Genomic DNA, 17,187 nt, shown 5'->3' with positions numbered 1-17,187 from the left:
GGCCCGCCCGGCACCCCACGCCGTCCACCGACGAACGGACCTCGTTCCCCATGACCGTCCTGCTCTGGATCCTCGGCATCCTCGCCGTCCCCGCGGTGCTCTTCGCCCTCTGGCTGGCCTGGGTCTTCCTCAAGGAGTTCTTCTCCCCCAGCCCCGACGACGACGCCGACGCCGCGGAGGCGGCCGCGGCCGCGAAGACCGCGGAGAAGCTCGGACTGCTGCCCGTCGAGCGGCAGAACACCGAGCACGCCGCCCCGCTGCCCGCGGACTGGGCCGCGGCGCTCACCGCGGTCCGGACCGGTGACTGGCGGCCCGCGGCCGAGCTGCTGAGCGGCATCGGCCGGGACTGGGAACGCCGGTCGGCGGCCGGATACCTGCTCGCCGAGCGCGCGGCCGAGGAGGACGAGTGGCTGCTGGCCTGGGAGAAGGCGCGGCCCGACGACCCGGACGCGGCCATGGTCCGGGCGCGCAGCACGGTGATCCTCGCCTGGAAGCTGCGCGGCGCCCAGTCGGGCGCGCGCACGACGCGGGAGCAGGCAGAGGGATTCCACCGGACGCTGCGCGGCGCGCGCGAGGAGATCGCGCGGGCGGCCGCCCTGAACCCCGACGACCCGACGCCGTACATCGCGGAGATCTGGGTGGCGCTGGGACTCGGCTACCCGAACGCCGAGATGGAGAAGCTCTGGGCGCAGATCACCACCCGGGCTCCGCACCACTACGAGGCGCACTTCTCGGCGCTCCAGTACTGGTGCGCCAAGTGGCGCGGATCCGAGCGGCTGGCGTCCGACTTCGCCGAGCGGGCGGCGGCCGAGGCGCCGGCGGGCAGCCTGCTGACGGCGCTCCCGCTCATCGCGCACTTCGAGCACGACGACTCGGAGGACACCGCGGCCGACAACACCCCGCTGATGCTGGCCCGGGTCGAGGCGGCCCTCGCGGACGCCGCGGCCGCCGACCCGGCCCACCCGCGCCTGCCGGAGCTGCGCCACCTGCTGGCGTTCTACCTCCATCTGCAGGACCGCGACGAGGCGGCGCTGGAGCAGTTCAGGCTGGTCGACGGCCATGTCAACGCGCTGCCCTGGCGCTACCGGGGCGACGGCATGGCACGCCACTTCTGCCAGGTGCGCGACACCGTGGCGCACCGGGTGACGGCCACGGACTGACCCGGCGGCGGTTTTCTCGGGCGACGGCGCCGGCCCCTGCCCCGTACATTCACCCCTCGCACGGAAGAGACGAGAAGACGTGTGAGGACGGGAGGGGCCGGATGGGCGGTCGTACGTTTCTGATCGGTGGCGGCTGGGACCACGCGGAGGTCTACGCGCCGTTTCTGCGGGCGGCCGCGGAGCGCGCCGGCGGTGTGCCGCGGATCGGCTGTGCCGTCGTGGACGAGGGTGACGGGCCGGAGCAGTTCGAACGGTTCGCGGGGGCGCTGGGCCGCAGCGGGGCCCGGTGCACGCCCGTGCCGGCGCTCGTGCCGCTCGGTGGGCGGTTCGAGCCGGAGGAGACACTGGACGGCGCCGACGGGCTGCTGGTGTGCGGCGGTCTGACGCCCGCCTACCAGGAGGCGTTCGCCGGCTGCGCGGACCGGCTGCCGCGGCTGCTCGCCGAGCGCGGACTGCCGTACGCGGGGTTCTCCGCGGGTGCCGCCGTCGCCGCGCGGCGGGCGGTGGTCGGCGGCTGGCTGGTGGACGGGGTCCCGGTCTGCCCCGAGGACACCGCGGAGGACCTGGAGGAGGTCGCGGTACGGCCGGGTCTGGGGCTGGTGCCGTTCACGGTGGACGTGCACGCCGCCCAGTGGGGGACGCTGGCTCGGCTGGTCGCGGCGGTGGCACGCGGGGACGCGCCCTGCGGCGTCGCCGTCGACGAGAACACCGTGGTGGAGGTGGCCGGGCCGACCGCCCGCGTCGCGGGGCTCGGGCGGGCGCATCTCGTACGGCCCGGAGCGGACGGCGCGGTGACCGTGCGGTCGTACGCCGACGGGCAGGGCTTCGGCGTCGCCTGAGGCGGACGGGCCGGACGGCCCCGCCCCGGACGACCGGCGGCCGCCGGCCGACGCGCTCGGCGCGCCGGCCGGTGGGCCGGATCCGTCAGATGGTGGCGGTGTCGATGACGAAGCGGTAGCGGACGTCGCTGGCCACCACGCGCTCGTACGCGTCGTTGATCTCGGCCGCGCCGATCAGTTCGATCTCCGCGCCCAGACCGTGCTCCGCGCAGAAGTCCAGCATCTCCTGGGTCTCGGGGATGCCCCCGATGTTGGAGGTGGTCAGGTTGCGCAGGTTGCCGAAGAGCGAGGTCAGGGCCACGTGGACCGGCTCCTCGGGCAGGCCTACGTTCACCATCGAGCCGCCGGTGCGCAGCAGCGAGAGGTAGGCGCCGAAGTCCATCGGGGCCGACACGGTGTTCAGGATGATGTCGAAGGTGCCCTTCAGGTTCTCGAAGGTCTCCGGGTCGCTGGTGGCGTAGTAGTGGTCGGCGCCCAGCCGCAGGCCGTCGTCCTTCTTGCGCAGGGACTGGGACAGCACGGTGACCTCGGCGCCCATCGCGTGCGCGATCTTGACGCCCATGTGGCCGAGGCCGCCGAGGCCGACCACGGCGACGCGCTTGCCGGGGCCCGCGTTCCAGCGCCTGAGCGGCGAGTACGTGGTGATGCCGGCGCACAGCAGCGGTGCGGCCACGTCCAGGGACAGGCCGTCGGGGACGCGGACGACGTAGTTCTCGTCGACGACGATCTTCTCGGAGTAGCCGCCGTAGGTCGGCTCTCCGTCCCTGCCGACGGCGTTGTAGGTCCAGGTCGGGCCGCGGTCGCAGTACTGCTCCAGCCCGGCCTTGCAGTTGTCGCACTCGCGGCAGGAGTCGACCATGCAGCCGACTCCGACCCGGTCGCCCACGGCGAACTTCGTGACGCCGGGACCGACCTCGGACACGACACCCGCGATCTCGTGACCGGGGACCATCGGGAAGATCGCCTCTCCCCAGCCCTCACGGGCCTGGTGGATGTCGGAGTGGCAGATGCCGGCGAACTTGATGTCGATCAGGACGTCGGACTCGCCGACCGGACGCCGCTCGATCGTGGTCCGCTCCAGCGGAGCCTTCGCGGCGGGCGCGGCATAGGCGGCAACAGTGGTCATGGGGGGATCTCCTAGCGGACTCTCGGTGCCCGGTCGCCTTCCGGCCAGGTACGTCTTCCAGCGTGCCCCAAGTCCCGCGGCTCACCCAGGTCCGCTTCTTCGTACGACCACCGTGCCTACCACTGGCGGGGACAGGCTGGCCTGCGTACGACCACGCGGCACCACGGATACTTGCCGTATGGATGTACAGCCGGAAGCGGCCGCGGGACCACCTCTGGACCGGTGGGCCGAGCTGAGCGAGTTCCTGCGCAGCCGGCGGGCCCGGCTGAAGCCGGAGGACGTGGGGCTGCCCGACTTCGGCCGGCGCCGCCGGGTGCCGGGGCTGCGCCGCGAGGAGCTGGCCCAGCTCGCCGGGGTCTCGGTGGCGTACTACACGCGGCTGGAGCAGGGCAACGGCCGGAACGTCTCGGCGGAGGTGCTGGACTCCATCGCCCGGGCCCTGCGTCTGACCGACGCCGAGCACGCCCATCTGACTCACCTGGCCAAGCCGGCGGCGCACAAGAAGAAGCCGGCGGCACGGCAGCAGCAGGTGCGGGCGGCGCTCCGCCAGCTGCTGGACTCCTTGGAGGGCGTCCCGGCGTACGTGGTCGGCCGGCGCACGGAGGTGCTCGCCTGGAACCGGATGGCGGCCGCGGTCTTCGGCGACTGGTCGGAGCTGGCGCCCGCCGAGCGCAACTGGGCCCGGATGGTGTTCCTGCGCCCGGACTACCGGGACCTGTTCGTCGACTGGGAGCAGAAGGCGATCGACATCGTCTGCGCCCTGCGCATGGACGCGGGCTGCTATCCGGACGACCCCCGGCTGTCCGCCCTGGTCGGCGAGCTGTCGGTGAAGAGCGCGGAGTTCCGCCGCCTGTGGGCGACGCACGACGTCAAGGAGAAGAGCTACGGCGTCAAGCGCCTGCGGCATCCGCTGGTGGGCGACCTCTCGCTCAGCTTCGAGACCTTCCGGCTGGCGGACGACGGCGACCAGGCGCTGCTCACCTACCACGCCGAGCCGGACTCCCCGTCGGCGCAGTCCCTGCGGCTGCTGGCGAGCTGGGGCACGGACGCGGCCCGCGGGGTGCCGTCGGCCTGATCCGGGGCCGCCGGTGCCGGGCCGGGCGTCGCGGACCCGCGAAGATCGGGGTGACGCCCCCTAGTCCTCGACGCCCAGGTCGGCCCGCATGAGCCGGCGCATCGCGGTGAGCAGGGGCTCGGCCTCCGTCAGGTCCCGCAGGGCCCCCTCGGCGCTCTCGCCCTCACGGGCCAGCTCCCGGTCGAGCCGTTTGACCACGGCGTCGATACGGGCGAGTACCTCGTTCACGGCCCGGGACGCGTCCAGGATCCGCTCCGGCACCACCATCTGCGCCTCGGCGTACCGGTCGCGGTACTCCCGCCGGGCATCCTCCAGCTGCGCCCGGTCCTGCTCGGCGTAGACGCCGTCGCGCACCCGGTGCAGGGCGTCCTTCAGCAGGGTGTGGAACTGGCGCGAGGCCCGGTTCATGGCGGTGTACGCGTCGCGCCGGTCCTCGAACAGCCGCCGTCGCTCGTCCCGTTCGGCCTCCTCCAGGCGCCGGCGGTCGGAGTGGCGCTGGGCGAGCACCGGCGCGAGGAGCGTGCCGAGGACACCGACGACGGCTGTGATCATTGCGGTCATGGCGGCGGTCACGAGGGGGACCCTACGTCGGCCGGGCGCGCCGGTACACGGCGAGGGGCGTGCCGGAAGCCACTCCCGGCACGCCCCCCCGGCTCAGTGCACCGCGGGCCGCCGCCCGCCGCTCACTTGCCGTAGTAGGCGTCGTAGACGGTGATCAGCGCCTTGTCGCCCTTCTTGTCGGTGATACTGGCGCGGAACGAGACGGACTTGTTCCGCGCCGGGTTCTTCACGGTGATCCTGCCGCCGCGGACCTCGGTCCGCTCGAAGGTCTTCCCGTCGTAGGAGACGTACACCTTCAGGGACTTCAGGCCGCGGCCCGCGGCCGCGCCCTCGACGGTGACCGGGAAGGTGGTCCTCTTCCCGGCCTCGACGCGGCTGTCCAGACCGGTCTTCACACCGAAGTGGAGTGCGGAGACGGGGAGTTCGGCGAAGCCGCTGGCGGGCTTCTTCGAGCGGAAGGTCCAGCTCGCGTCGATCCGCGAGGAGGCCCTGGCGACCGTCGCCGGACGCCGGACCGAGGTGGTCAGCCGGTAGGCGGCGTCACCGGCCGGGACCTTGAAGGTCTCGCTGCCGAACAGCGGGTCGTCGTTGGAGCCGACCTTGACGCCGTCGCGGTACAGGACCGTGCGCACCGAGGAGAACGTCGAGTACCCGCTGTGCCCGGAGCCGTCGGCGAACAGCGGCAGCGAGCCGTAGATCTCGTTGCCGTCCCGGAAGACGCCGAGGTCCGCTCCGACGTGCGGGGCGAAGACGGCGGTGTTGAAGGTCCTGGTGTACGTCCTGCCCGCCGCGAACGGCCGCGGGTCCGACGTGTAGCCGCCGTCGGCGACGGGGAAGCCGTCCTCGTCGACCCCGCCGTCCTGCTCGAACTCGAACTGCCAGCGCACGCCGCCCTTGGCGGACAGGTGCAGGGTGCGGGTGCCGGGCAGCTTCTGCGGGATGCTGATCGAGGAGGCGCTGCCGCTGCCGGGCAGCCACCCCACCGCGCCCACGGAACCCTTCTTGCCGCCGGCGGAGGCACCCATCCGGGCCTTGACCGTGGCGAGTTCGCTCGCCCTGTAGTGCTTGGTGTAGCCGGTGGCGAGCTGCCCGACCGGGCCGCCGGAGGTGATGGCGTACTCCTCCGTCGCGCCCTTCGACCAGTGGCCGTCCCACTGCTGGAACAGGGTGCCGGAGGCCGGCCGCGGGCCCAGGGCCGCGGTGCGGAAGTTCTTGTACGAGTCGAGCAGCCAGCCGTACCCGTACTGGACGTCGCCGGCGGTGACGTCGAACTCCGGTGCGGCGAACTCGGACCTGGCGCGGGAGGCGGGCACCGTGATGTCCACCGGCCTGGCCTTGCGCGCGTCGACGGTGACCGTCCGCTTCCCGGTGACGTTCAGCTTCGGCTGCGCGATCCAGTCGGCGCCCTTGGCGGCGTCCTCCGGGTCGACGAAGACCCCGCTGTTGAGGATGTACGTGCCCTTGGGGGCGCGCACCTTCACCGTGCCGGACTTGTCGTACGGGTTCAGGGACCGGCCGTTCGCCAGGCCCGCGACACCGGTCAGGTCGGCGCCGTAGTACGGGGCCGGCCTGCCGTCGCGGCCGATGAACCTGAGGGTCAGGTCGTACGACTCCACCTCGCGCTGCACGGCGGCGGCCGTGCGGACGCTCTGCCCGCCGCCGGTCGCGGTCACGTAGGCGGAGTAGGCGCCGTCGGTGGTGCCGCCCAGCCGGGTGTCGGCGGTGAGGCCGACCGAGGCCGTGCCGTGCGCGGGGACGGTCACCGTGGTCGCGGCGAGCTTGAAGAAGCCCGCCGGGGCGGCGTGGCCCCTGGGGTCGGTCCCGGTGCTCGTCAGGTGGAGCTGTACGGCCTCGTCGCCGAGGTTGCGGTACGTCAGCCGCCTGGTGACCGGCTTGTCGTCGGTGTGCGGCCAGGCCTGGGTACCGAAGCCGACCGATACGGGCTCGGCGACCACGGACTGCCTGATCGCCCGGTCGACCGCGATCCGGCCCGAACCCTGCTGGAACGGCGTGTACTTGCCGCCCTTCGCGGAGCCGGTGAGCGCGCCCTTCAGCTCGGCGTAGCCCCAGTCCGGGTGCTCCTGCTTCAGGATCGCGGCGGCGCCCGCGACGTGCGGGGTGGCCATCGAGGTGCCGGAGATGGTCAGGTAGCCCTCGGGCTTCTCGCCGACCTCCTTGTCGATGACGCTGCCCTTGGCCGCGGCGGCGGTGATGTCGACGCCGGGCGCGGTGACGTCCGGCTTGATGGCGCCGTCTCCGGTCCGCGGTCCGGTGGAGGAGAAGTCCGCCAGCCTGTCCTTCTTGTCGACGGCGCCCACGGTGAGGGCGGCGTCCGCGCTGCCCGGCGAACCGATCGACTGGGGACCCTCGTTGCCGGCGGCGATCGCGAACAGGATGCCCTTCTCGGCGGAGAGCTTGTCGACCTCCGCCTCGAGCGGGTCCACCTCGGGCGTGTCGTAGCCGCCGAGGCTGAGGTTGACGACCGAGGCGCCCTGCGCGGCCGCCCACTCCATGCCGGCGAGGATGCCGGAGTCGTCACCGGAGCCGGAGTCGTCCAGGACCTTGCCGTTGAGGATCTCGGCGTCCGGCGCGACACCCTTGTACCTGCCGCCCGACTTGGCGCCCGTGCCCGCCACGATGGACGCGACGTGCGTGCCGTGCCCGAAGTGGTCGGTGGCGTCGGCGGCGGCGGTGAAGTTCCGTGCGCCGATCACCTGGTCCTTGAGGTCCGGGTGGGTCGCGTCCACCCCGGTGTCCAGGACGGCGACCTTCACGCCCTTGCCGGTGTAGCCGGCCGCCCAGGCGGTCGGGGCGCCGATCTGCGGCACGGACTTGTCCAGGGCCGCCTGGCGGACGCCGTCGAGCCAGACGTGCGCGATGCCGGAGGCGGCCCGGTCGCCGTTCGTCACCGCGTCCCACAGTCCGCCGGTCCTCCGGGCCGGGGCCTGCACGGCGTCCGCGTTCAGCGTCTTGAGGCTGCGGCGCAGCCGGCCGGCGTCGCGGACGCCGGTCCTGGCGGCGGTGGCGGTGCCGCGGTAGCCGACGATGACCTTCAGGCCGTTCCTCTGGGCCTTGCGGGTGGCCGCGCGGTTCAGCTCGGTGATGTCGAACAGCCGCTGGTCCAGCGTGCCGTCGGCGACCAGGCGGGCCGCGTCGGCCGGGACGACCAGGGTGTGGCCGTGTGCCCGGCGGACCTGGAACGGTATGTGCTCGCGCCCCTCGGCCCGGCGCAGGCCGACGACCCGGCCCCTGCCGTCGAGGGCCACGCGGTCACCGGTGATCAGGGTGACGTGGTGCCTGGCGCTGAACGAGGAGGCGCCGGCCGGGGCCTGCGGGCCGGGCTTCGCCGACGCGGGGCTGGTCATACCCGCTGCGAGGGCGACGGCTGCGGCGGTGGCCACGCCCGCCGCAGCTGCTCTTTTCACTTGTCTGCGCAAGATCTCCCCCTGGAGATGAGGTACCGGGCGAATTCCCCGTTCACCCGGCCGGGGGAAGATTCGTACACATGCACGCCAACTCCCCCCGGGGCACGCAGTATGGCGGGGGCCGATCAGACGGCTCAAGAGCGGGGAGAGCGGCGCAAAGCCCCGCCAGGAATTGTTACGCGCCGGGCGGGACACCGTTGCACAACCGCGCGGTCCCCCGAGCGCGAGCGGTGTTATGCGCCGTCAGGCGCCCGCGTTCTCCCTGACGTTGATCCTCCCCTTGCGGAGGGTGGCCAGCCGCGGGGCCTTGCGCGCGATCGAGGAGTCGTGGGTGACCATGACGAAGGTCAGCGCGTGCTCCCTCCACAGGCGTTCGAGCACGTCCATGATCTCGTCGCGCGTGCCCTCGTCGAGGTTGCCGGTCGGCTCGTCGGCGAGCAGCACCTTGGGCCGCTTGACCAGCGCGCGGGCGATGGCCACGCGCTGCTGCTGTCCGCCGGACATCTCCGAGGGCAGGTGGGCCACACGCTCGCCGAGGCCGACGGATCGCAGCGCCTCGGCCGCCCGTTCGCGCCGTTCCCGCACCTTCACCCCGAGCGGGACCAGGGCGGTCTCGACGTTCTCCTGGGCGGTGAGGGTGGGGATCAGGTTGAAGGACTGGAAGACGAAGCCGATGTTCTCGCTGCGGACCCGGGTCAGCCGGCTCTCGGAGAGCTTGGCCAGGTCGGTGCCGTCCAGCACCACCTCACCGGAGGTGGGGCGGTCCAGGCCGCCGAGCATCTGCAGCAGGGTGGACTTGCCCCCGCCGGTGGGGCCCTGGATGACCAGGCGGTCGCCGTCGGCGATGGTCAGATCCATGCCGTCGAGGGCGTGGACGGTCTCCTTGCCTCTCGTGTAGCGCTTGGTGACGTTCCTGAGTTCGTACATGGGGACTCCTGAGGGGGCGTTCGGTGGATGCGCGTCGTCGGGTGCCGTGCCTTCGTGCGGGCCGGCGGCTACTCCACGCGCCGCAGCGCGTCGGCCGGACGCAGCCGCGAGGCCCGCCAGCCGCCGAACGCGCCCGCGATCAGGCCGCCCGCGACCGCGAGGCCCACCGCCAGGACGATCGTGGTGACGCCCACCGGCGCCGTGAGGGTCACTTCGAGGGTCCTGGCGGCCTGCCGCCCGGGTCCGCCGAAGCCACCGCCGCCGCCCGGTCCGCCGCCGGGCACACCGCCGAGTCCGCCGCCGCCCGTGCCGCCGCCGAGCTGCGCCTGGAGGCTGGGGCTGACCGCCGTCACGGCGTAGGCGCCCGCGAGGCCGAGCGCGATGCCGAGGGCGCCGCCGACCAGGCCGTTGACGACGGCCTCGCCGACCACCTGCCGAATCACCCGGCCGGACTTCCAGCCCAGCGCCTTCAGCGTGCCGAACTCGCGCACCCGCCGGGAGACCGCGGCGGAGGTGAGCAGACCGGCCACCAGGAACGCGGCCACGAGCACCGCGATCGACAGCCACTTGCCGACCTTGGTCGCGAGCGAGGAGGCGGTGGACAGCGAACCGGAGACGGTCTTGGCCAGGTCGGCGGAGGTGGTGACGGTCGTACCCGGGACGTTCTTCTGGACGGCGCTCTTGACCGAGTCGATCCGCTGGGAGTCGGCCGCCTTGACGTAGATCGTGGTGATCTTGTTCTTCTCGCCGGCGAGGGTCTGCGCCCGCTTCAGCGGTACGTACAGGTCGGCCGCCGCGTCACCGCTGCCGGCGGTGGCGATGCCGATCACCTTGAACCCGGTGCCCTTCACGGTGACGGTCGAACCGACCTTGTACTTCTTCGTCTTGGCGTACGCCGAGTCGGCCACGGCCACCTTGGCGTCGGTCTCGGTGGTCCGGAAGGTGCGGCCACTGGTGATCTTCGAGGAGGTCAGCGGGCCGAGCGCGGTCCTGGTGACGTCGGTGCCGAAGACGGTGTACTGGTTGATGTCGAAGTCGGCGCCGCCGCCGCGGACCTCGCCCTGCGGCTGTCCGCCCCCGGCGCCGCCGGGACGGCCCTGCTGGGTGCCGCCGCCGTTCTGCTGGAACTGGCCCCGGGTGAACCGGCCGTCGACCTTCACCACGTTGAGGCTGAGCCCGCCGACGGCCGAGGAGACCCCCTGCTGGTCCGCGACCTCGGTGACGGTCGAGGAGGCGAGGGTGGTGAGGCCCTGCACCATGACCCGGTCGCTGCTCTGGGACTTGGAGTCGCCGTCGTTCTGCGCGTCGAACCGGAAGCGCGGCCGCTGCGCGTCGCCGGTGGACGCCGACGCGGCCTTGGTCACGGTCATGTCCGTGCCCAGCCCGTACAGCGACTGCAGGACCTTGTCCTGGGCCTTCCCCATGCCGCTGGACACCGAACTGACCACGATGACGAGCGCGATGCCGAGCGCGAGACCGGAGGCGACGACGAGGGCCGCCTTTCTACGGCGGCGCAGTTCGCGCCTCAGGTAGGTGAAGAACATGCCCGCAAGCTAGGGACGGACCGTGATGACTCGATAAGGCCGAAATAAAAGAACCATGAGAAGGCTGTGCCCCGGCCCGGGAAGGGCCGGGAAAACGCCGGTGCCGCCCCTGGGACAGGGGCGGCACCGGAGCGAAGACGCGGCAGGCGCGGGATCAGACGGCCGAACCGGCCTTCCACTGCGCCCAGTCCATGTTCCAGCCGTTGAGGCCGTTGTCCGGGGAGACGGTCTTGTCGCCGGTGTGCCGGACCACCACGATGTCACCGACGAGGGAGTGGTCGTAGACCCAGGCGGCGGGGGTGCTGGGGTCCTTGGCGCCCTTGGTGTCGGACAGGCCCACGCAGCCGTGGCTGGTGTTGACGCTGCCGAAGATGGACTTCGCGCCCCAGTAGTTGCCGTGCAGGAAGGTGCCGGAGCTGGTCAGCCGGATGGCGTGCGGCACGTCCTTGATGTCGTACTCGCCCTTGCCGTCGTCGTCGGTGAAGCCCACGGTCGCGCCGTTCATGCGCGTCTCCTTGAACTTCTCGGACATCACCATGATGCCCTCGTACGTCTTGTTCTCCGGCGAACCGGCGGAGATCGGGATGGTCTTGACCGTCCTGCCGTCCTGCGTGATCTTCATCTTCTTGGTCTGCGCGTCGACGTAGGAGACCTGGTTGCGGCCGATGTGGAAGGTGACCGTCTTCTGCTGCACACCGAAGACGCCGGAGGCGCCCTCGACGCCGTCGAGCGCGAGCTTCAGCGTGACGGTGGAGTTCTCCTTCCAGTACGCCTCCGGGCGGAAGTCGATGCGGTTGGCGTTGAACCAGTGCCCCACGACCTCCTGACCGCTGCTGGAGGTGACCGAGATCCCCTTCTGCACGGCGGCCTTGTTGGTGATCGCCTTGTCGAAGTTGATCGAGACCGGCATGCCCACGCCGACGGTCGAACCGTCCTCCGGCGAGAAGTTGCCTATGAAGCTGTTGGTCGGGGAGACCGTGGTGAAGGAGGCGTTCTCGTGGGCCACGCGGCCCGCGGAGTCCTTGGCCTCGGCGGCGAGCTTGTAGGTGGTCGACCGGTCGAGCTGCGCGCTGGGCTTCCAGCTCGTCCGGTCGGCGGACAGCGCGCCGGACACGGCCTTGCCGTCCTCGGTGGTCATGGACACGTTGGTGAGGGTGCCCTTGGCCACCTTGACGGCGGCCGAGTTGTTGATGGAGGCGTTGTTGGAGCCGTCCTTCGGCGTGATGGTGATCTGGGCCTCGGAGGACTTCTTGGCGGCTGCCTCGTCGGCCTTGGCCTGCGAGGTGTCACCGCTGCCGGAGGCCTTGGCGTCGTCGTCGCCCCCGGAACATCCGGTGAGTACCAGCACACCGCCGAGCAGTGCGGACGCGACCGTCAGGCCCTTGCGCCGCTTACTGTCCGTCATCACACGCTTCTCCATCGTTGCCGAAATCGCGAGAACCCCGAGTCCCCATGGGAACCTTCCACGCTACGGTCGATCCGCTCCGCTCCACACGGCCCGCGGGTGTGGGTCTCCCCACGCCCGCCGGCGACCGGGTGGTACCGAAGTCGTCCGTGCGCCCCCTGAGACGACAAAGCCCCGGACGGCGGTTGCCGTCCGGGGTGCACAAGTGCCCCGGGACGCTCAGCCGATGCCGCCCTCTTCTTCGTCGCCCTCCTCTCCATCATCCTCGTCCACGTCCCAGTCTGGTGCGTCGGGGTCGTAGTCGATGCTCTCGCAGGACCAGGACGCCTGCTGGAGTTCCACCCCGGGCACCTCGCTGACCAGGTCGAACGGGTCCACGAGATACGCAAGGGCCTCCGCGGTGTCTTCCGTCACAGCGCTCTCGGCGTGCGAGCGCTCCTCCTGCGGCACCTCCGGATCGGCGGCGAGCCGGCGCAGCGCGGCCTTGGTCAGCCCGTCCTCGTCCTGCACCTCGAGGACCAACTCCACCCGAAGGCGGACAAATCTGGATGCATCTTCCGTGTTCATGGCGGGAGCGTACGGCTGAAACCCCCCGTGACTTTCCTGTGACCCGCGACTTTCACTAACATCGCCCCACACGGCCAATTCGCCAGCGTCACAAGGGGATCGATATTCCGTGTCATCCGCTCGCCGTCCGCTGCTGACCGCCACCGCCGCGGGGACGCTGCTGTGCGCCCTGTGGTTCGTCCCGTCCGCCAACGCGTCCCAGGACGACACGGCGAGAGCGACGACCGAGGTGGCCTCGACGACACCGGTCACCCAGCAGGCGAAGGCCGTGAGCGAGGCCACGACGGCCGACGCCGCGGACACCACGGAGCTGGCCGACACCGGCAGCTTCGACACCACGCCGTACGTCGTCGGCGGCAGCCTCTTCCTCACCGTGGGCGCCGGGTTCGTGGTGTATTCGGTACGCCGGGAACGCCTCGGACTTTAATCTCGCTTGACGATCCTTTGACAGCGCGTTCATAGTCCGCTCATGAAGAGATCATCGGGCGCGCGGCTGTGCGCCACCGCGGCGGTGGGCGCACTGTCGCTCGCCCTCCTCACCGGCTGCTCCGACGGCGGTTCCGGGGACGGCAAGGGCGGTTCGGCGAAGGCGCTGACCGCCGCCGAACTGAAGGACCGGGTCATCGCCAAGGGCGAGGTGCCGGGGTTCAAGGTCGGGGCCGTCAAGGGCGGCCTGCCCGACAAGAACAAGGTCAAGGCGGAGGACACCCGGTGCGACCCGCTGCTGCGGGCCCTGACCGCCATCGCGCCCGGCGAGCCGGCGGCTCAGGCCAGCCGCATGGCCACGGAGGACAAGAAGGACCCCACGGACGACGCCACGTCCCTGGACGACCTGGCCGACGGCAAGTTCGAGGACGCGCTCGGCAAGTCCATGGACCTGGACGTCACGGTGGTCACCCTGGCCTCGTACGACGGTGACGGCGCCGAGAAGGCCCTGAAGTCGGTCTCGGACGCGGTCAAGGCGTGCGCGGGCGGCTTCGCCGGAGAGCAGGACGGCGAGAAGGGGAAGTTCAGCAAGGTCGCCGAGGAGAAGTCCTCGGGCACCGGTGACGAGTCGGTGGCCTTCACGGCGACCAACGCCGGCTCCGACGAGGGCGACATGCCGCTGCACGGCGAGGTCGTGCGGCACGGCAACACCCTCGCGACGTACTCCACGATCAACATCGGCGCGATGATGTCCAAGAAGCCGTACACGGTCTCGGCGCCGGTCATCAAGGCTCAGGCGGCCAAGCTGAAGTGACGGCCCGTTCCCGCGCGGGGACGGGCGGGCGGTAGGGCCTCCCGGAGCAATGCTCCGGGAGGCCCTACCGCGTCCAGGGGTCCCGGGGCCGGTCCCCCGGCCCGGAAGCCCGCGCCTCCAGGGCCCTCAGGAAGGCGGCGGGCTCGTAGTAGCGGTCCGCGGGGTCGCGGGCGCGCGGCGCCGCCGGGCGGGACGGCCGTCCCGGCCGCTGAGCAACTGGATGATGCGCACCAGGTCGTGCTCGACGTCGGTCTCCGAGTACGCGAGGAACGCGGCCTCGGTGGTGCGGGACCGCGTCCGTTTGCCCGTCATGCTCAGGGTGGGTGCCGCGGCGGCGAGCGGACCGCGCTGGAAGCCCAGAGGCGGGCGGGAGCCCGGATCGCGTGCGCCGGGTGGGGGTGCCGGGTGACGGCACCCCCACCGGGCGGCGGAGGTCAGGCCAGCGGCCCCGTCACGGACTCGGCGGCGGCGACGAGGCGTCCGCCGCGTACGAACGCGTCGGCGGCGGCCAGGTCGGGGGCCAGGAAGCGGTCCGGGCCCGGACCCTGCACACCGGCGGCGCGCACGGCGTCGATCACCGCACGGGAGGCGGGCGCCGGGCTCAGTCCCTCGCGCAGTTCGATCGCGCGGGTGGCCGCGTACAGTTCGACGGCGATGATCCGGGCGAGGTTGCCGACGGCGGTGCGCAGCTTGCGCGCGGCCGACCAGCCCATGGACACGTGGTCCTCCTGCATGGCGGAGGACGGGATGGAGTCCGCGGACGCCGGGACGGCCAGCCGCTTCATCTCGCTGACCAGCGCGGCCTGGGTGTACTGGGCGATCATCAGACCGGAGTCGACGCCGGCGTCGTCGGCGAGGAACGGCGGCAGGCCGTGGCTGCGGTTCTTGTCCAGCAGCCGGTCGGTGCGCCGCTCGGCGATGGAGCCGAGGTCGGCGGCCGCGATCGCGAGGAAGTCCAGGACGTAGGCGACGGGCGCGCCGTGGAAGTTGCCGTTGGACTCGACCCGCCCGTCGGGCAGCACCACGGGGTTGTCGACGGCGGAGGCCAGCTCGCGCTCGGCGACGAGGCGGGCGTGCGCCAGGGTGTCCCGGCCGGCGCCGGCGACCTGCGGGGCGCAGCGCACCGAGTAGGCGTCCTGGACGCGGGGGGCGTCGTCCTGGTGGTGGCCGGTGAGCTGGGAGCCCTTGAGCACGGCCAGCATGTTGGCGGCGGAGGCGCCCTGCCCCGGGTGCGGGCGGATGGCGTGCAGCTCGGGGGCGAGCACCCTGTCCGTGCCGAGCAGCGCCTCCATGCTGAGGGCGGCGGTGACGTCGGCGGACTTGTAGAGGGTGTCGAGGTCGGCGAGGGCCATGACCAGCATGCCGAGCATGCCGTCGGTGCCGTTGAGCAGGGCGAGCCCCTCCTTCTCGCGCAGCTCGACGGGGGCGATCCCGTGCTCGGCGAGCAGCTCGCCGGCGGGCCGCACGACGCCGTCGGGGCCCTCGGCGTCCCCCTCGCCCATCAGGGTCAGGGCGCAGTGGGAGAGCGGGGCGAGGTCGCCGGAGCAGCCCAGGGAGCCGTACTCGTGCACGACCGGGGTGATCCCGGCGTTGAGCACGTCGGCCATGGTCTGGGCGACCTCGGGCCGGACGCCGGTGTGTCCGGAGCAGACGGTCTTCAGCCGCAGGAACATCAGGGCGCGTACGACCTCGCGCTCGACCCGCGGGCCCATGCCGGCGGCGTGCGAGCGGACGATGTTGCGCTGCAGCTGGGCCCGCAGTTCCTGGCTGATGTGCCGGGTCGCCAGGGCTCCGAAACCGGTGGAGACGCCGTAGACCGGGTCGGGCTTGGCCGCCAGGGCGTCCACGATCTCCCGGGCCGCCGCGAGGGCCGCCACGGCCTCGGCCGACAGCTCGATGCGGGCACCGCCGCGCGCCACGGCGAGAACGTCGGACGCCGTGACACCGGACGTCCCCACCACCACAGTGTGCATATCCATATTCAGGAGCGTACGCATTGAATGCGTTGGTGTCACTAGTGGGGCGCGGGGGCGCCCCTTACCGTTCCGTGAGCTTCACCTCACACGCCCTCAGGGCAGCCGGCCCCGGAAGCGGCGCCGTTCCGCCCGCTCCGGCGAGGGTTCGTCGGCGAGGCGTACGACGGGGTCGTCCGGGCCCTCCCGGCCCGCCACCACCGGCCGGTCCGCGCCCAGCGCCTTGGCCCGGTACTGCGCGGCGTCGGCCAGCCGGAAGAGCCGCCGGGCGTCGTGCACCGGACCGATCGGGTCGTCGGTCGAGGCGACGCCGCAGGCCACGCCCTCGCCCAGCTCCAGCTCCCCGGCCCGCCGGCACAGTTCGTCCGCCGCCTTGACCACGTCGTCGGCGGGCGGCCCCGTCACCAGCAGACAGAACTCGTCGCCGCCGAGCCGCGCGGCGAGCGCCCCCGGCACCATCGCACCGCACAGCGAGAGCACCGAGCCGAACCGCTCCAGCAACCGGTCGCCGACGGCGTGCCCGAGGGTGTCGTTGACCCGTTTGAGCCCGTTGAGATCGCAGACGACGAGGCTGACGACCACGCCCCGGGTGCGGTGCCGCGCGACGGCCTCCTCCAGCCGCACGTCCACGGCGCGGCGGTTGGCGAGCCCGGTGAGGGCGTCCGTGAACGCCAGCCTGCGGGCCTCCTCCAGCCGCTCGGTCTGGGCCAGCCCGGCGGCGACGACGGCGGCCAGCACGGTGGCGAAGTCGGCGTCCGGGGGCCCGAACACCGGCACGCCGACCGCCCGGGCCACGTACAGCTCGCCCCACGCCCGGCCGTGCAGCACGACGGGGGCGACCACACAGCAGCCCCGGCCGCGGCGGCGCAGCGCGGCCACCCGCTGGTGGAAGTAGCCGCGGTCGCCGGCGGCCGTGCCCCCGGCGGTCTCCACCCAGGCGTTCGGGCCGCCCCCGCCCACCCAGCGCTCGTGCAGGAACTCGGTGATCTCCGGGAACTGGTGCACCGGATAGGTCTCCGACTCCGGGAACTCCTCCTCGTCCGGGCGGCGCTCCCCCACGTTCACCAGGACCCGCAGCCGGCCCAGGTCCCGCTCCCACACCGACAGCGCGGCGAAGCTGCCGTCCAGCGCCCAGCACGCGCCGAGCGCCGCGGCGCGCCACGACTCCTTCGGCGCACGCGCCGCGGCCATCCCCTGAGCCAGCGCCACCACTGCGGCCAGCCGCTTGTCCTCACCCATTGCTCCAGATTAGGAAGAAAATGGGATGAACAGGAACATTAAGAGACCGTCGCTGACTCACCGTGGCGGCCGGCCCGGCGCGGCCGCGGCGCGACACCCGGCCGCT

14 protein-coding genes are annotated in these 17,187 nt (G+C 72.3%); 5 read left to right on the top strand and 9 right to left on the bottom strand.

What is annotated here, in order from left to right; all coding sequences use genetic code 11:
• Window positions 1-50: 50 nt before the first annotated feature.
• The gene (locus ACWCPN_RS21705) at window positions 51-1,160 is read left to right on the top strand and encodes a hypothetical protein (protein ID WP_451208496.1); all 1,110 of its coding nucleotides are present in this window, start codon (window positions 51-53) and stop codon (window positions 1,158-1,160) included.
• Between the two features lie 101 nt (window positions 1,161-1,261).
• Complete coding sequence (locus tag ACWCPN_RS21700) at window positions 1,262-1,999, top strand: hypothetical protein (protein WP_451208493.1); 738 nt, start codon at window positions 1,262-1,264, stop codon at window positions 1,997-1,999.
• A gap of 85 nt (window positions 2,000-2,084) precedes the next feature.
• Here ACWCPN_RS21700 and ACWCPN_RS21695 read toward each other — a convergent pair whose 3' ends face one another.
• Complete coding sequence (locus ACWCPN_RS21695; RefSeq protein ID WP_199211749.1) at window positions 2,085-3,125, bottom strand: NAD(P)-dependent alcohol dehydrogenase; 1,041 nt, start codon at window positions 3,123-3,125, stop codon at window positions 2,085-2,087.
• Window positions 3,126-3,303: 178 nt separating this feature from the next.
• On the opposite strand from ACWCPN_RS21695, the gene ACWCPN_RS21690 reads away from it, so the two are divergent.
• Window positions 3,304-4,200 carry a helix-turn-helix domain-containing protein gene (locus ACWCPN_RS21690; protein WP_451208489.1) on the top strand — a complete coding sequence of 299 codons (897 nt, stop codon included), beginning with the start codon at window positions 3,304-3,306 and terminating at the stop codon, window positions 4,198-4,200.
• A 60-nt stretch (window positions 4,201-4,260) separates the two neighbouring features.
• Here ACWCPN_RS21690 and ACWCPN_RS21685 read toward each other — a convergent pair whose 3' ends face one another.
• The 6 genes from ACWCPN_RS21685 to ACWCPN_RS21660 form a co-directional block, all read right to left on the bottom strand.
• Window positions 4,261-4,773 (bottom strand): hypothetical protein, encoded by a 513-nt coding sequence (locus ACWCPN_RS21685; protein ID WP_451208486.1) that lies wholly within the window; start codon window positions 4,771-4,773, stop codon window positions 4,261-4,263.
• Window positions 4,774-4,883: 110 nt separating this feature from the next.
• Entirely contained in the window at window positions 4,884-8,186 is a 3,303-nt protein-coding gene (locus ACWCPN_RS21680) for a S8 family peptidase (protein WP_451208483.1), read from the bottom strand.
• 243 nt (window positions 8,187-8,429) lie between these two features.
• The gene (locus tag ACWCPN_RS21675; RefSeq protein ID WP_451208480.1) at window positions 8,430-9,113 is read right to left on the bottom strand and encodes an ABC transporter ATP-binding protein; all 684 of its coding nucleotides are present in this window, start codon (window positions 9,111-9,113) and stop codon (window positions 8,430-8,432) included.
• A gap of 68 nt (window positions 9,114-9,181) precedes the next feature.
• Window positions 9,182-10,657 (bottom strand): ABC transporter permease, encoded by a 1,476-nt coding sequence (locus tag ACWCPN_RS21670; RefSeq protein WP_451208477.1) that lies wholly within the window; start codon window positions 10,655-10,657, stop codon window positions 9,182-9,184.
• A 154-nt stretch (window positions 10,658-10,811) separates the two neighbouring features.
• Window positions 10,812-12,062, bottom strand: a complete 1,251-nt coding sequence (locus ACWCPN_RS21665; RefSeq protein WP_451208474.1) for a L,D-transpeptidase — start codon at window positions 12,060-12,062, stop codon at window positions 10,812-10,814.
• 219 nt (window positions 12,063-12,281) lie between these two features.
• Window positions 12,282-12,629, bottom strand: coding sequence for a hypothetical protein (locus ACWCPN_RS21660; protein ID WP_451208472.1), 348 nt, complete (start codon window positions 12,627-12,629; stop codon window positions 12,282-12,284).
• A gap of 109 nt (window positions 12,630-12,738) precedes the next feature.
• On the opposite strand from ACWCPN_RS21660, the gene ACWCPN_RS21655 reads away from it, so the two are divergent.
• Window positions 12,739-13,056: an LAETG motif-containing sortase-dependent surface protein gene (locus ACWCPN_RS21655; RefSeq protein WP_451208469.1), complete on the top strand. Its 318-nt coding sequence runs from the start codon at window positions 12,739-12,741 to the stop codon at window positions 13,054-13,056.
• A 42-nt stretch (window positions 13,057-13,098) separates the two neighbouring features.
• On the top strand, window positions 13,099-13,869 hold the full coding sequence (locus ACWCPN_RS21650) for a hypothetical protein (RefSeq protein WP_392292090.1): 771 nt from the start codon (window positions 13,099-13,101) through the stop codon (window positions 13,867-13,869).
• A gap of 434 nt (window positions 13,870-14,303) precedes the next feature.
• On the opposite strand, the gene hutH is transcribed toward ACWCPN_RS21650, so the two are convergent.
• Both hutH and ACWCPN_RS21640 read right to left on the bottom strand, forming a co-directional pair.
• Window positions 14,304-15,842 (bottom strand): histidine ammonia-lyase, encoded by a 1,539-nt coding sequence (gene hutH / locus ACWCPN_RS21645; protein ID WP_451208689.1) that lies wholly within the window; start codon window positions 15,840-15,842, stop codon window positions 14,304-14,306.
• Between the two features lie 96 nt (window positions 15,843-15,938).
• On the bottom strand, window positions 15,939-17,081 hold the full coding sequence (locus tag ACWCPN_RS21640; protein WP_451208466.1) for a diguanylate cyclase domain-containing protein: 1,143 nt from the start codon (window positions 17,079-17,081) through the stop codon (window positions 15,939-15,941).
• Window positions 17,082-17,187: the final 106 nt, after the last annotated feature.

The organism is Streptomyces sp. NPDC002386 (assembly GCF_053593175.1).
This window is presented reverse-complemented; position numbering and strand designations above follow the sequence as displayed.